The sequence below is a fragment of the Paenibacillus hubeiensis genome (assembly GCF_032334105.1).
In the GTDB taxonomy this organism is placed as follows: Bacteria; Bacillota; Bacilli; order Paenibacillales; family Paenibacillaceae; genus Paenibacillus; species Paenibacillus hubeiensis.
Map to the genome: position 1 here is coordinate 19166 of NZ_JAVYAE020000001.1, position 14995 is coordinate 34160.

At 53.9% G+C, this 14995-nt stretch carries 13 protein-coding genes; 5 read left to right on the plus strand and 8 right to left on the minus strand.

What is annotated here, in order from left to right; genetic code table 11:
- Window positions 1–136 precede the first annotated feature (136 nt).
- Genes RSX24_RS00075 through RSX24_RS00085 form a run of 3 tightly spaced genes read right to left on the minus strand, consistent with a single transcriptional unit; the run spans window position 137 to window position 5313 of the window.
- Window positions 137–2353 (minus strand): DEAD/DEAH box helicase, encoded by a 2217-nt coding sequence (locus tag RSX24_RS00075; RefSeq protein WP_343259339.1) that lies wholly within the window; start codon window positions 2351–2353, stop codon window positions 137–139.
- Window positions 2350–3693, minus strand: a complete 1344-nt coding sequence (locus RSX24_RS00080; RefSeq protein WP_343259340.1) for an ATP-binding protein — start codon at window positions 3691–3693, stop codon at window positions 2350–2352. Before RSX24_RS00080 ends, RSX24_RS00075 begins: the two co-directional genes overlap by 4 nt.
- A 6-nt stretch (window positions 3694–3699) precedes the next feature.
- Complete coding sequence (locus RSX24_RS00085; protein ID WP_343259341.1) at window positions 3700–5313, minus strand: TerB N-terminal domain-containing protein; 1614 nt, start codon at window positions 5311–5313, stop codon at window positions 3700–3702.
- A 209-nt stretch (window positions 5314–5522) separates the two neighbouring features.
- On the opposite strand from RSX24_RS00085, the gene RSX24_RS00090 reads away from it, so the two are divergent.
- From RSX24_RS00090 to RSX24_RS00110, 5 genes are all read left to right on the plus strand, one after another.
- Complete coding sequence (locus RSX24_RS00090; RefSeq protein WP_343259342.1) at window positions 5523–6320, plus strand: Nif3-like dinuclear metal center hexameric protein; 798 nt, start codon at window positions 5523–5525, stop codon at window positions 6318–6320.
- A gap of 146 nt (window positions 6321–6466) precedes the next feature.
- Window positions 6467–6892 carry a DMT family transporter gene (locus RSX24_RS00095; protein ID WP_339277859.1) on the plus strand — a complete coding sequence of 142 codons (426 nt, stop codon included), beginning with the start codon at window positions 6467–6469 and terminating at the stop codon, window positions 6890–6892.
- A gap of 38 nt (window positions 6893–6930) precedes the next feature.
- The gene (locus RSX24_RS00100; RefSeq protein ID WP_236419588.1) at window positions 6931–7635 is read left to right on the plus strand and encodes a Crp/Fnr family transcriptional regulator; all 705 of its coding nucleotides are present in this window, start codon (window positions 6931–6933) and stop codon (window positions 7633–7635) included.
- A 4-nt stretch (window positions 7636–7639) separates the two neighbouring features.
- Window positions 7640–8122 carry a DMT family transporter gene (locus tag RSX24_RS00105; protein ID WP_343259343.1) on the plus strand — a complete coding sequence of 161 codons (483 nt, stop codon included), beginning with the start codon at window positions 7640–7642 and terminating at the stop codon, window positions 8120–8122.
- Between the two features lie 288 nt (window positions 8123–8410).
- A complete protein-coding gene (locus RSX24_RS00110) occupies window positions 8411–8881 on the plus strand; it encodes a DinB family protein (protein WP_343259344.1) in 471 nt (156 codons plus the stop codon).
- A 225-nt stretch (window positions 8882–9106) separates the two neighbouring features.
- Here RSX24_RS00110 and RSX24_RS00115 read toward each other — a convergent pair whose 3' ends face one another.
- From RSX24_RS00115 to RSX24_RS00135, 5 genes are all read right to left on the minus strand, one after another.
- Entirely contained in the window at window positions 9107–9826 is a 720-nt protein-coding gene (locus tag RSX24_RS00115) for a YebC/PmpR family DNA-binding transcriptional regulator (protein ID WP_236419653.1), read from the minus strand.
- 153 nt (window positions 9827–9979) lie between these two features.
- Complete coding sequence (locus RSX24_RS00120; protein ID WP_343259345.1) at window positions 9980–10768, minus strand: SDR family NAD(P)-dependent oxidoreductase; 789 nt, start codon at window positions 10766–10768, stop codon at window positions 9980–9982.
- 374 nt (window positions 10769–11142) lie between these two features.
- Window positions 11143–12864, minus strand: coding sequence for an assimilatory sulfite reductase (NADPH) hemoprotein subunit (gene cysI, locus RSX24_RS00125; protein ID WP_236419582.1), 1722 nt, complete (start codon window positions 12862–12864; stop codon window positions 11143–11145).
- A gap of 55 nt (window positions 12865–12919) precedes the next feature.
- Window positions 12920–14761: an assimilatory sulfite reductase (NADPH) flavoprotein subunit gene (locus tag RSX24_RS00130; RefSeq protein WP_343259346.1), complete on the minus strand. Its 1842-nt coding sequence runs from the start codon at window positions 14759–14761 to the stop codon at window positions 12920–12922.
- Window positions 14715–14993 carry a hypothetical protein gene (locus RSX24_RS00135; RefSeq protein WP_343259347.1) on the minus strand — a complete coding sequence of 93 codons (279 nt, stop codon included), beginning with the start codon at window positions 14991–14993 and terminating at the stop codon, window positions 14715–14717. The genes RSX24_RS00130 and RSX24_RS00135 overlap by 47 nt, the downstream gene beginning before the upstream one ends.
- Window positions 14994–14995 lie beyond the last annotated feature (2 nt).

Consider the following 14995-nt stretch of genomic DNA (forward strand, 5'->3'; position numbering starts at 1 on the left):
CATGGCAGGTGAGGTGGTGTCAAGCCTCTTCTGGCAGCTTTGATTTACAGGCGCTTCCGAGGCCTAAATTACACAACCCTGTTTACATGACGCAATAACGTAATGTTATTCGATGAATATTTCTTGAAGCCCCTCGTTATGCATCCCACTCCAGCGTTTTCTGCAGCCCATCCCGTAAGCCAGGCAAGTCGAGCCCATCTGCGGCGAAAGCTTCACGAATTAGCGGGGGGGCCACGAATTCGTCATATTTGCCAAGGTACGGCGCTTCGTCCTCTGCCAATAGCGCAGATGCGTCAGAGGCCATCCGGCATTCACTCATGATTTCCGCCAGCAAAGTCCGTTCATCCACTTTGCCGGATACCACGAAATAATAAGGCTCCATCGGCACGACCGAACGTAAGCTTAGCTTGCCGGACAGGTTATGTTTCATCAGCCGCTCCAACGTGCGAAATGCCTTGCTTCCTACCCATGGCAGCACATAGAGCGAGTCTCCGCCCGCCGGAATGACGACTTGCTTCAGCAGCCCGCTTGCCCGCGCAAGACGCCGGGCGCGTTCCAGCCGATTCACCGCTTGAGGCGACAAGTACGGGTAGATCGCCGATTCCGACAGCACCTCGCGCATCTTTTGGATGACTGCCGTATGGATGTCGCCGCCCGCGCCAAGCCATAAAGTGTCCACTTTTCCCTTGGCCGCCTTCACATAGACCGACTTGTGCTTGTGATCCACCTCTTCCACCTTCCACAGCTTGCCGGCCAAGGAGAAGCAGTACCCCGGAGGCGGTACGGTCGTAATGGAGCCGATTTCTTCCGAGCCATTCAGCACCTTGTGCTCCTCATCATCCTTGAATACCGCATAAAAACGATAATTGTTCACCGTCTTCTCCCCGGTCAAACCAATGATCAGCGTTCGCTCTTCGGTCCACTGCAAATGGTCGGTATCGATCAGATAGTTCAGAAAAACATCATATTGCTCCAGCGTGATCTCCGCAAAGGGAGCCAACGAAAGAATCGCGTCGGCGAGTTCCCTCGGTTCGGCCTCGCCCATGCTTTTCAGCATGCTCATGGTCTGATGGTAGAGCACGCCGATCGGCATCCGTCGCGACTGCAGCGGCTCAACCCATCTGTGCCGAACGTACAGCTCGATGACGGCAATGGCCCTCAGCAGCGTCCATGGCATGCGGGCAGGCAGCTGGGCTTCTTCGTCCTCTTCTTCCGGGCAGACAAACAGCATTTCCGAGGCCATGTCCTCCCGCCGTCCCGAGCGACCCAAACGCTGTACGAAACTCGATGCGCTGTACGGTGCCCCAAGCTGCACCACCCGCTCCAGCTCGCCAAGGTCGATGCCGAGCTCCAGCGTCACCGTGGCTGCAGCCACGGCAGGACCCGGACCGCTTCGCAGCGCCGCCTCCGTCTCTTCCCTGAGCATGGCGGATATGCTGCCATGGTGCACGTGGAAGACGTCGCGTTCTTCCCTTCGGGCAGCCACGCGGCGCATCTCAAGAATCGTCACCTCTGCATCGGTACGGCTGTTCGTAAAGATCAGCGCTTTTTTGCGGTGGGTGCTCTCATAAATAAAATCGTAGTACGCCTTGCGCGCATGATGCAGCTGCTCGGCCTGCTCCTCGTCCCTGGCGTCAGGAAAAGAGAAATGCTCCACACGCAGCCTCAGCTTGCGGCCGCCCGGAGAAGTGACCACGTCAACCCCTTGTCCCGTTCCGGCACCAAGCCACGCGGTGGCCGCATCGTAATCGCTGAGTGTTGCCGACAATCCGACCCTGCGCGGCGCACAGCCGGCCATCCGTTCCAGGCGCGCCAGTTGGCTCAGCACCTGAATTCCCCGGTCTGCGCCCATGAACGCATGAACCTCGTCGATAATGACGTACCGCAGATCATGGAACAGCGCAGGAATCGCGTTCGGCCGGTTCATGAGCAGGCCTTCCAGCGATTCGGGCGTAATCTGCAGCACGCCGGACGGATTTTTCACGAGCCGCGTCTTCTCCGCCTGCGGCACGTCACCGTGCCAGTGCCACACCGGGATGTTGCCTTCGACCAGCAAATCCTTGAGCCGTTCGAACTGGTCATTGATCAGCGCCTTGAGCGGTCCGATGTACAGGATGCCTACCGATTTGCACGGACGTTCGTATAGCTCCGTGAGCGCGGGAAAAAAAGCCGCTTCCGTTTTACCGGAAGCCGTGCCGGCCGCAATCAGCATGTGATGCGGGGTGTGGAAACAGATGTTGCACGCTTCGATCTGGGCAGGACGCAGCGATTCCCATCGCTTTTTGTAAATGAACTCCTGCACGAACGGAGCCAGCCTGTAAAACGGGTTTTCGCGCTGGTTCTGGCCGCTCATAGCTCGAACTCCGCCAGGAAGTCGTCCATATCGTCCCGGTCGCTTTCCGCATTCGTCCCCTGTCCGGCATTTCCAGCCTTCGCCCCACGTTCCCCCAGCAGTTCCGCATAATTCACGTGAGGATTCTGATGCAGCGTATGGAGCACGTCCATGAAATCGCGAACGACTTCGCGCGTCGTGAGCAGCTCGTCCGCACCAAGGCGATTTACGGCCATTTGCATGAAACCGACCAGGTCATCGTCCGTCAGGCTTGCGGCATATCCGAAATGCAGGGCATGGATCTGGCGCAGCTTCTGCAGCAAGATCAGAATTTCCTCGTGCGACAGCATCGCCAGCTTCAGGATCGGTCCGGTGTAGTTGGCATACGCCTTGGCTGAATACCGACCGTCAACAAGCCTGGAACGCAGCGCTTCGTAGCTGAACAGGCCCCGGCGCTCATCCTCAACGAATTGCGGCGTGCCGCCCACGAAAATGCCCAAGTGTTCCGCCTTGCCCTGCATCGTATCGTTGAACATGGTAAGCAGCTTCTCGTAGTTGCTCTGGCGCGCGATGCTGTTGCTGATCTTGTACAGGTTCACGGCCTCGTCAATGAACAACAAAAGCCCTTTATATCCGATCCGGGCCATGAACTCGGACCATAATTTGAAATAGTCATACCAGTTGTCGTCATCGACGATGACGCCGACGGCCAGTTCTTTTTTCGCTTCGGTCTTCGTGGCGTATTCTCCACGGAGCCAGCGCAAGGCGGCTTGTTTCCGCTCGTCGTCGCCGAGCTTGTACCCGGTCCAATACGCGGCCAGCACCTTGGCAAAATCAAATCCGTGCACCAGGTTCTGCAGCTCCTGCGTCACGGCGTAGATCCGCGTCTCGACCTCGCTCGTCAATGCCGGATCATCCGGTCGCAGTCCCAAGTTCTGCATTGCTTGCTGCTGGAGGCCTGCGATCCATTTCTGCAGCAAAGGCTCCAGAGCGCCGCCATCGGGGCGGGTGCGCGTGGACATGCGCGTCATAAGCTCGCGATACGTAGCCAACCCTTGCCCCTTCGTTCCAACCAGCCTGCGCTCGGGCGACAGGTCCGCATCGGCCACCACGAACTCGCGGTCCATCGCGTAATTGCGGATCATTTGCAAAAGAAAGCTTTTTCCGCTGCCGTACCTGCCCGTAATCAAACGAAAGGCGGCTCCGCCTTCGGCGATGTTGTCCATGTCGCGCAGCATCGCCTCCACTTCCGGCTTGCGGCCGACCGCGATCTGCTCCAGGCCGATCCGCGGCACGACGCCGGCCGTCAAGGAATTCACCAGCGCGGTAGTCAGCCGCTTGGGGATTTTAAGTTCTGTCATTCAGCTTCACCTCATGCTCTTCACGTGTTCAAATGGGTCCATATATTCCTCCATAATGCGGTCGCCATCCACCAGCAGGTCTCCGATCGTCTCCATGGCGACGTCGTTGATTTCGTCCAGCAGAAGCGCAGGCATCGTGCCGCATTGCTCGGCGACTTGCATCAAGGCAGCGTCAGGCTGTTCGCCCAGCAGCGCCAAAATCGCCAGCACATGCCTTGGAGCAAGCGCTGCGGCAAATTGCTTCCATTCTTCATCCAGCTCTCGGAGCGCCGTTTCGTCCCAAAGCGTTTCGGCGCCGGCAAGACCGGAAGCGGTCGTTGGTTGGGTTTCAAACGTATGCATTCCCGGTATGTCTTCGGCTTCGAAGACCTCTGCCGCAGGATGAAGACCCGCAGCAGAACCTGCCGTCGTTTGCGCAGGCAGATCCGGCTGGTCTTCCGCAAACGTTCCAAAATCACCCTCAAGCAAGGCGGGGTCTCCGGCCTCTTCTACCGTCAAAGCTTGGCGCACATATTCGCTCTCTTCCTGAAGCACCGCGAGTTTGTCCGCATCAATGGCGATAACGGTTCGCTCGCCGGGCTTCTCCTGTCTGGCCGAATAAGCCTTGTCCAGGTAACGCTCGACCAGCTTCGCCAGTTCAGGTTCAAGGGAATTGCCGCGCAGCCTCCCCCGGAAACCCGACAGCTCGCGCAGTTTGTTCTCGATCGAGCGGAATAGCTGCGTGGCCAAACGGACGAATTCAGGCTGTTCTCCAATCGGGCTATAGGTTAGCAGCGCTTTTTTTCCATACAAACCGTCATCGTATACCGCTTTGCGGAACAACACTCGTTCCATTGTTTTCTCGCCGCTTGGTCCGTACAATTCCCAGATTCCCCCACCCCGGGTACGGGTCATGTAGGCATTCACGACAGCGATCGTTCCCGGAACGAACTCTTCCAACGCTTCGCAGCCGCCGTCCCTGTAAAATTTGCTGAGCGTGATGTCGTATTCAACATATCGCTGCAGCAGCTTCAAAGGGATATGAGGCTCAGCTTGCTTCAGCAGCCTGCACATCTCCATATCGAGCACCTCTGCGGGCAGCCTGCCATCGGCAAGGTCCACCAGTTCACCGAACGAACCGTCCAGACGATGGATCAGCGCATAATCCACCAACCATTCCTGCATGTACGCATCAAGCTGCGGCAAACGCGCTTGATATTGGGACCACAGCTCCTTCAATTGACCATAACCCGCTTCGGGCTGCTGCCAGCCGATTCCGTTGATCAGCTCGTAAACATGAACGAACACATAGGAAAGATCCGTATCGGGATATCTGCCTTGCCTTACCTCCGATCTCCAGAAAAAATACCATTGCCTTTGGGCATCGTCCATGACGCCATACGTCGGCCAGTAGCTCATGAAAGGAACCCGCTCGGCGGCCGCGACATTCATGTCGACCAGCCGTTTCGCTTCCTCCACAAATTTTTTTTCCGAAAACAAGATTCCTCCGCCCGAACGTGCAGGATACGCCCCTGTCTGGCGCAGAGCGGAACGATCCGGAATCGGGACACGAGGTATTTCGCCTTCCTCTCGCAGATCGATCTCCATGAACTCCAACTGGCCCGCATCTCTGTTTCTCATCTCCATCATTCACCTTCTCCCGCAAACATGCGAACACGTGTATCCATACACCCATTATAACATCTGCCCCTGCTTCGTCGAGATCCATTTATCAATGAAAGCTTGCTTGGATGCGACATTCATCGGGCGAGATTGCAACCCCCCCTCCGTTTCTGCACCCGAACATGGTACACTGGACAGAACATTATCTCTCACTGGAGGAAATCAGGATGAATTTCACTGTACGAGACATCATGCGCCACCTGAACGTCGGAGCGGAACAACGGGAAACCACGGTTGACCTGCTGATTGCAGGTTCGCCCGAACAGCAGGTTAAAGGCGTGGTCACGGCTTTCATGCCCACCCATCATGTCATCGAAGAAACGATCCGCTTGGGCGCCAACCTCATCATCTCGCACGAATCTCCGTTCTATAGTCATCATGGTCACACGGATTGGCTTGCGAACGATCCTGTCTATCAACATAAACGCAGGCTCATCGAGGACGCCGGAATTGCCATTTTCCGTTGTCATGACTCCATTCATCAAGCTTCGCCGGACGGCATTACGGAAGGACTGGTGCACGCGCTCGGTTGGCTGCCTCATGTTGAAAAGAGGATGAAAGAAGCGCACGTGCTCTCTTTTCCCGAAGAGTGGACCCTGCGGGACATGGCAAGCCATATCCGAAATGCGACCGGCATCGAGTACCTCCGGGCAGTCGGCGATCCTGGGATGGTTTGCAGGCGTGCCGCCATACTCGTTGGATTTCGCGGCAACGGCAATTTGACGATTCCCCTTATGCAGCAGGAACGGCTCGACCTCATTATCGCCGGGGAAGGGTTTGAATGGGAAACGCCAGAATACGTCCGCGATGCCGTCGGTCAAGGCCTGCAGAAGGCGCTGATCATGATGGGCCATGCCGAAAGCGAAATCCCGGGCATGCGCATGCTGGCGGACAGGCTGAAGGTCGCCTTTAAGGAATTAAACGTGCAATTCGTGCCGAATGAGCCGGTTTATCGGGTATTCTAAAGAAGGTTATGGAACTGGAACCCTCTGTTTAAGGGGGTTTTTACGTTTTACGCCCATCGAACCCCCTGAGGACATATGTCCTTGGCAATGGGGCTCATTTGTCATTTAATAGATTTCGAAGTGAATGGATAAGGAGAGCTTATACAATGAAAGGAATTATTTTCGCTATACTCGGCGGGGCCTGCATCACCTTGCAGGGGGTCGCCAATGCCAGAATCAGCAGCGATGTAGGTACCTGGCAGGCCGCGACGATTACGCAACTTACGGGATTTATCCTGGCTGCCCTTATTCTTGTGTTTGTACGGGACGCCAATTGGACGGGCTTGAAACAGGTCAATCCGTTGTATCTGGCAGGCGGCGCCTTTGCTGCGCTCATTATTTTCAGCGAGGTGACCGCGATTCAGCGCATCGGCGTAACGTTCACCATTTCTGCGCTGCTCATCGCTCAGCTGTTCCTCACGTTCGTCGTGGACGGCAACGGTTGGTTTGGCGTGGAAAAGCAAAAAATGAAACTGCCGCAGTTTTTGGGCATTGCCTTGATGGTTGCCGGCGTGATTATCATTAAACTGTGAACAGGTAAACCTATTCAGACCGGAGGTGCATCAAAGCCGTGGAGGCATTTTACGATGAGCAGCAGCTGCTTCACTATTTGAAACAATTCAACCTGGAACAAGTATTTGAAGAGAAACTGCGGCCGAACATGGATATATGCCGCTTTGACAAATGCGAGCTGATCTGCCGAGCCGGTGAAATCTCCGAGTATCTTTATGTGCTCGTGCAGGGGAAAATCAAAATTTTCACGACGTCCGCGCAAGATAAAACGCTCGTTCTCTGTTTCAAAACACCCCTTGAGGTTGTCGGGGACGTGGAATTTGTGCGCGAAAGCAATATCGTGAATACCGTGCAGGCCGTGACGCCCGTGACGATGCTGCGCATCCATTACCGATGGCTGGCTGAGCACGCTGGCGACCATGCGCCGCTGCTCCGATTTTTGCTCAAAATCATGACCGACAAATTTTACATCGATTCCAATTTTTCCAATTTCAATCTGATGTATCCCGTCGAGGTCCGGCTGGCCAGTTATCTGTTATCCATCTCGACCGAGGAAGCCGGCAACATCGTCCACGAAGAGCTTGATGCCTTCAATATGACGGACATTGCCCATCTGATCGGCACAAGTTACCGCCATCTGAATCGGGTTATTCAGAAACTGTGTGCAGACGGCCTCATCGAACGAAAACAGGGCTTGTTGCTGGTCAAGGATCAGGACGGATTGCGAGCCTTGGCAGGGCACAATATATATGACAGGAGTTAATGCAATGGTCATCACCGGAATTTTGCTGGCAGCGCTCGCTGGGGCGCTTGTCAGCCTGCAAACCATTTTCAACAGCAAGGTCAACGAAAGAACGGGTCCCTGGTCATCTACCGCATTGGTGCTGTTCACCGGATTTCTCGCCTCGTTTGCCATCTCCCTATTGGTGGAAGGAAAAGATACTTTCAGCATCCAACATATGAAGCCATGGTACTGGTTTAGCGGAGCGATCGGCGTCGGCGTTGTGTTCTGCCTCATGCAGGCGCTTAAGCTCCTCGGACCTACCTACGCCATTTCCATTGTGTTGACGTCCCAGCTGAGCTTTGCGCTGCTCTTCGACTCCATGGGATGGCTTGGTCTGGATAAGATCCCCTTCTCCTGGAATCAGCTTCTCGGGGTACTGGTCATCGTCGCAGGTATTCTGTTGTTCAAGCTCGGTGGCAAGAGCGAGAAACCAAATGCGATGGCGCCTAGCCGCGAGGGACAGTAACCGAAAACGCCGCAACCCGAAAGATTGCCCGTTTCCTTCGGTTGTGGCGTATAAGAAGAGTGGTTCTATCATGTGCAATCAGGCATAGAGCCGCACGCAAAAAGACTATCTGTTCCGATTCAACAGACAGTCTTTGTTTACATAATCCTCAAGAACATTCGCTTAAGACTATATCTTCTCCCGAAAATCAAATTAAGGAAATATATGATTTTTCGAATGCATGAAGAAAGGCTTCAATAAGAGAATGTGATAAGATGTTCCATGCCGAATGCTGTTAAGGGGGCGAGTATGTTGATAAAGTTATTTAATTATAACTGGATGGTAAGAAATGAATGGTTTGAGCGATGTACGCAACTCTCAAATGAAGAATTGCTTCGTCATCGAATTGGTGGGCCAGGCAGCATTCTTTATACCCTTTTCCATATCTCAGATGTGGAATATAGCTGGATTCGTGGAATACAAGGTCAACCTGATCTCCAAGTCCAATTTGAAAGCTGCAAGTCACTGGAACAAGTAAAAGAACTTTCTCATTGTTGGATGCAAGAAACAAAGGCATTTCTGGATACTTGGTCAGATAATTTCGAATACGAAACGGTTATAGTTCCATGGACGGAAGGACGTTATACCAAAGGTGAAATACTACGCCATGTCATTGCTCACGAAATTCATCATATGGGTCAACTATCCATATGGGCAAGAGAACTCGGGATTCAACCAGTATCAGCAAATGTAATTGGCAGAGGGCTGTTTTCAAGCTGATTCATCAGCACATAGAGCGAACAACATAAAAACTCACTTTTTGTAATAGATATCCCATACAAAAAGTGAGTTTAGAGTTACACCATCCTCATAACTCGGACACCAAAACGTACATCATCATAAAATCCACCAAGCAAAGACATGTACATCCTCACTTATTGAAACAATTGGCGGTTTTAAGAACAAATTTCCGTCTCATGCCTAGAGAAATGGCTAGGGCACGCCTTAATCTTCGAATTCTACGTTGTGGTACACCTGCTGCACGTCCTCAAGGTCTTCCAGCGCATCGATCAGCTTCTCGAATTGCACTTGCGCATCCTCAGGCAGCTGCACATAGTTTTGCGCCAGCATCGTCAGCTCGGCGACCGTGAATTCGGTCACGCCCGCTGCTTTGAACGCTTCCTGCACCGCATGGAATTGGTCCGGATCGGCATATACGATCACCGCTTCGTCTTCCTCCACGATGTCACGCACGTCAACGTCCGCTTCGAGCATTATTTCGAGCACTTCCTCGGAGGTTTTGCCTTCCACGCCGATGACCGCCGTCGGATCGAACATGTAGGCAACAGAACCGCTGACGCCCATGTTGCCGCCGTTTTTGTTGAACGCGGAGCGCACTTCAGGCGCTGTACGGTTTACATTGTTCGTCAGCGCGTCAACGATGACCATCGCTCCGTTAGGTCCGAAGCCTTCGTAACGGAGTTCTTCATAGTTTTCGTCTCCGCTGCCTTTCGCCTTTTCCATGGCACGATCAATGATCGCTTTTGGCACATTATATGTTTTGGCCCGCTCCAGAACCACTTTCAACGCGCGATTGGCTTCCGGGTCCGGCTCGCCCTTCTTGGCAGCCACGTAAATCTCAACGCCAAATTTGGCATACACCCGGCTCGTGTTGGCATCTTTTGAAGCTTTCTTTTCCTTGATATTATTCCACTTGCGCCCCATATCTTTTCCGCTCACTTTCAACATGTAATCTGCATTCTACTCTGTCATTATATCTTGTTAAGAGGGCTTCAACAAGTTTCTGAGGGGAAAAGATTGACCGGTAAACCGTCCTCTGTGCGGACTGTGCGGACCCGTGAACGGTAACATTCTCCGCTATCCTTTAATAAGCGCCTCCGCTCCGTCGATATATACCTCGGTCCCGGTAATGTGCCTCGCTTCGTCTGAGGCAAGATACAGCAGCAATCCGGCCACGTCCTCCGGTTTGCCGGGTTTGCGCGTCAGCGGAATGCCGTAATCGGGAATGTTGAACGGAAAGCGAATCTCAGACGTATGCTCCTCCTGCTCCTGCGACTCGAAAATGTTCGTGTCGATCATGCCGGGGCAGATTGCGTTGACGCGAATGCCGTATTGGGAAAGCTCGAGCGCGGCCATTTTGGCAAACGCCGAGATGGCTGCCTTGGACGTGCTGTAAGCCGAGAACCCGGCTTGCGCAAATTGGCGGTTGCCGCTGACGGAACTGGTGACGGTAATCGTTCCTCCGTGTTCTTTCATATAAGGGATGGCATGTTTGACCGTCTCCACCGTGCCGAGCAAATTGTTTTTCAGCGTGCGCTCGAACTCGCCGGGCGGAAAATGCTCGATCGGCGAAACGGTTCCAAGAATGCCCGCATTGGCAAACACTGTGTCGATCCGTCCTCCCCAACGATCGGCTGTATGCCGGATGGCTTCCTTTAACTTATCCTCATCACGGATGTCTATCGCGTAATGGAGCGCCTCGGCCCCCATTTCGTTCAGTTCGGATACCGTTTCCTCGAGCCGCTCGGCATTTCGGTCGATCAGGCTGACCTTTGCCCCTTCCCGGGCCAGACGGATGGCACCAGCCTTGCCGATTCCGGATGCTGCTCCCGTAATGATCGCGATTTTGTCCTGCATGATTTTCATGTTCATCATCTCCTGTCCCGGGGGATCATTTATTAAAGCCGCACAAATCGATCACAATAGGCCACTGCGAGTGCAGCACCATCTTCCAGCACTACTGTATCCCCCGGATGTTTTCGAACCCCTTTTCAAGGGGAAAATCCGGGGATAACGCCTATGCCTCCGATGCAGCTTTCTCTCTGAAAGCTTTTAAGCGAACGTTTTGCTTCTTCGGAGTTGGTTCTGCGTCTCCGTTTTACGTGCCTACGTTTTTGCGGTCTATAATAGCTGCTCCTTTCTTCTTACCCCGTTCAGGTCGAATGAAACGAAAACATACACGCCAAAAAGCACTCCCCTCGGGAAGTGCTCATTCTCTCTTGGCTAATATTCACGTTTTATCAGGCATGGAACTGCTGTCCGTCCAATACCTCGGGCACATAGCCGGAACGGATGACAAAGTCGCCGAAATGCTCGCCTTCGCTGCGTTCCTTCGCATATCGATGGATGATCGGCGTCAACGTATCCAGAATCTCTTTTTCGCCGATGTTTTCTTTATAAAGCTTATTGAGTCGATGTCCGGTAAAACTGCCGCCCAGATACAGATTGTATTTGCCCGGAGCTTTCCCGATAAAGGCAATCTCGGCCAACATCGGGCGTGCACAGCCGTTCGGGCAGCCCGTCATGCGAATGACGATCTCTTCGTCTCTGAGGCCTGCTTCGTCCAGCACAGGCTCCAGCTTGTCGATCAGGGATGGCAAGTAGCGCTCGGACTCCGCCATAGCGAGACCGCATGTCGGAAGGGCCACGCAAGCCATCGAGCTGCGGCGCAAAGCGGAGTAATGCGCTCCATCCGTCAAGTTGTACTGCTCCATCAACGCTTCGATCTTTTTTTTCTTTTGGCTCGAGATATTTCCAATGATCAAGTTCTGATTCGCGGTCAGACGGAAATCGCCGGTATGGACTTTGGCAATTTCCCGCAATCCCGTCATCAGCGGGTAACCTTCAAAATCTTTTACGCGGCCGTTTTGAATGAACAAGGTGTAATGCCAGCGGCCATTGCTTCCTTTGACCCAACCGTAACGGTCACCGTTATGCTCGAAATGGAATTCGCGCGCAGGCTCCAGTTCCCAGCCAAGACGGTTATGCAATTCCTCCACGAACCAAGCGAGGCCGCGATCGTCGATCGTATATTTGAAGCGTGCATGCTTGCGCACCGCACGGTCGCCGTAATCCCGCTGGATCGTGACTGTTTTCTCCGCCACGTCGATCATTTTCTCCGGCGTGATGAAGCCGATCACCTTCGACACTTGCGGATACGTTTTGGAATCGCCGTGGGTCATGCCCATGCCGCCTCCGACTGCGACATTGAAGCCCTGCAGTTTGCCGTTCTCCACGATGGCGATAAATCCTAAATCCTGGGAAAAAACGTCCACGTCATTGGACGGCGGCACGGCAATGCCGATCTTGAATTTGCGCGGCAGGTAAACTTTGCCGTAGATCGGTTCAACCTCCTCGTCATTGTCGCGCGAATCGATGATTTTCTCGCCGTCCAGCCAGAGCTCGTGGTAAGCCCGCGTACGCGGATCGAGATGGTTGCTCACCTGGCAAGCCCATTCATACACTTCGGCATGAACGTCGGATTGGTTTGGATTCGGATTGCACATAACGTTGCGGTTGACGTCGCCGCATGCAGCCAACGTGCTGAGCAGGGCGTCGTTCACTTCACGAATCGTGGGCTTCAAATTCCATTTCAGCACGCCGTGCAGCTGAAAGGATTGACGCGTCGTCAACCGAATCGTGCCGTTCCCGTACTTTTGGGAAACCCGGTCCATCATAAGCCATTGCTCAGGCGTTACGATACCGCCCGACGCTCGCACGCGCAGCATGAACTGGTACGCAGGCTCCAGTTTGGATTTGTTTCGTTCGTTGCGCAGATCGCGATCGTCCTGCATGTAGCTGCCGTGGTGTTTCATCAAACGGTTGTCGTCTTCGGGAATGGAGCCGGTGATCCGGTCTGCCAGCGTTTCGGTCAAACTTCCGCGCAAATAGTTGCTCTTGATCTTTATGTCTTCCACATCGCTATTTTGGCGCTGCGGGTTGAGTAAATTGTTATAAGCCATACCGCTTTCTCCTCTCGCTACTTCGGGATCCGTTTCCGTCAAACTGCACTGCGGATTAATACACGTCCCGCTGATAACGTTTTTCTTGCTGCAAACGTGTCAGGTACTCCGAAGCCTCTTCTTCCGTCAAACCGCCCTCCTGCTGAATGATGGTCGCCAGGGCATGATGGACGTCATGGGCCATTCTTTTCTCGTCGCCGCACACGTACACATGAGCGCCTTCCAACAGCCATTGATACAATTCCTTGCTGTGTTCCAACATCCGGTGCTGCACGTATACCTTCTGCTCGGTATCGCGCGAGAAGGCTACGTCCATGCGTGACAGCACGCCATCCTTCAACCAGCGCTGCCATTCCGTCTGGTACAGGAAGTCCGTTGCAAAATGCTGGTCGCCGTAGAACAGCCATGTTTTGCCCTCGGCGCCCGTTTCCTCGCGTTCTCCGAGGAATGCCCGGAATGGCGCCACGCCCGTGCCCGGTCCGATCATGATCACAGGCGCATCGGGGTTGGCGGGAAGTTTGAAGTTCGGATTATGCTGAACGAAGATGGGCAAGCTGTCTCCGGCTTCAATCCGTTCGGCCAAGTGTACGGAACATACGCCATAACGCTCACGGCCGCGCGACTCATAACGTACGGTTCGCACGGTCAGATGCACTTCGTCCGGAGATGATTTCAGGCTGCTGGCAATCGAGTACAAGCGGGCCGGAATTTTCCGCAGCACGGCCAAGAATGAAGCTGCCGGGATGCCGGCAAGTTGATAATCCTGCACGAGATCAAGCAGGTCGCAGCTATGCATGACCTTGCGGAACTCCGATTCATCCGCCAGCAGCCCGGACAGGCCGCTCTCGGGCTTCAGCTTCGCCAGCTGCTCTACAACCGGCTTGGTAACGGCCGTTATTTCAAAAACTCGCAGCAATGCTTCGCGGACGGAAGCCTGATCTCCATTTTTGTTCACCTGTACAAGCTCGCCCTCATTCCAATCCATCGCTGCGATCAGCTCATCCACGAGACGCGGGTGATTTTCCGGAAATACGCCGAGGCTGTCGCCAGGCTCATACTGCAGGTTGGACCCTTCAAGCGATAACTCGATATGGCGGGTCTCCCGATCGGATCCTCTGCCGTTCAGGTTGAGGTTCTCAAGCACTTCTGCCTTGAAAGGGTTCGTGCGGCTGTACTCTGACTCCACGTTGCTTGCAATCGGATTCGCAGCTGCATTGGCGCTGCTAACCGCCCCGGCCGAAGCATTTCCGAGCGATGCAGCCACTTCCTCGATCCACGCCGCAGCAGGTTCATCGAAATCGACGTCGCAGTCCACGCGCGGCACAAGCACCGTCCCTCCCAGTTCCTGAAGACGCTGGTCGAAGTCTTTGCCGGTCTGGCAGAAAAATTCGTATGAAGTATCTCCAAGCGCCAATACGGAATATTGCAATCCGTCGAGCTTGGGAGCCCGTTTGCTGAACAGGAATTCATGGAACGCAATGGCATTGTCCGGCGGCTCGCCTTCGCCATGCGTGCTGACCACGATGAGGAGATTATTGATTTTTTTGAGTCCGTTCGGTTTGAAATCCCCCATGGAGGACAAGGTTACCTGAAGGTTCTGCCCTTCGAGCCTTTTGGCGAGCTTTTTCGCCAGGCTGCTTGAATTCCCCGTTTGCGAACCGTAAAGAACCGTTACTTCCTTCGGTACTGCAGGTACGCTTTCAGGCGCTGCGGCCGCCGATCCCGACGCTGCCAACTGCTGCGGTGCCGCCGGAACCGATGCTGCTGCACTGCCGAACGATGCCGTAAGATATCCGCTCAGCCAGATCCGTTGTCCTTCGTTTAAGGTAGGAAGCAGGCGGTTGAGCAGCTCAACCTGTTCCTGAGTAAAAGGGCTGTTTGTCACTTGAAGTTCCACCATTTGCCACCTCGCGCATTGCTTCAATTTTAATTCCTACTAAAAAGATCACATTTATTTCTGATATTAAGAACCTAACACACCCGCTGTTGGCGGTCAATTTCAAACCTTTTATACCATTTATCAGTTTCGCTGATAAACGACAAAAAACCGCAAATTCATGCTTGATGGTTTTTACAACGCCAAGAGGCTTATTCCAGCCTGCAATCAGGTTGAAATAAGCCTTAGGCATTC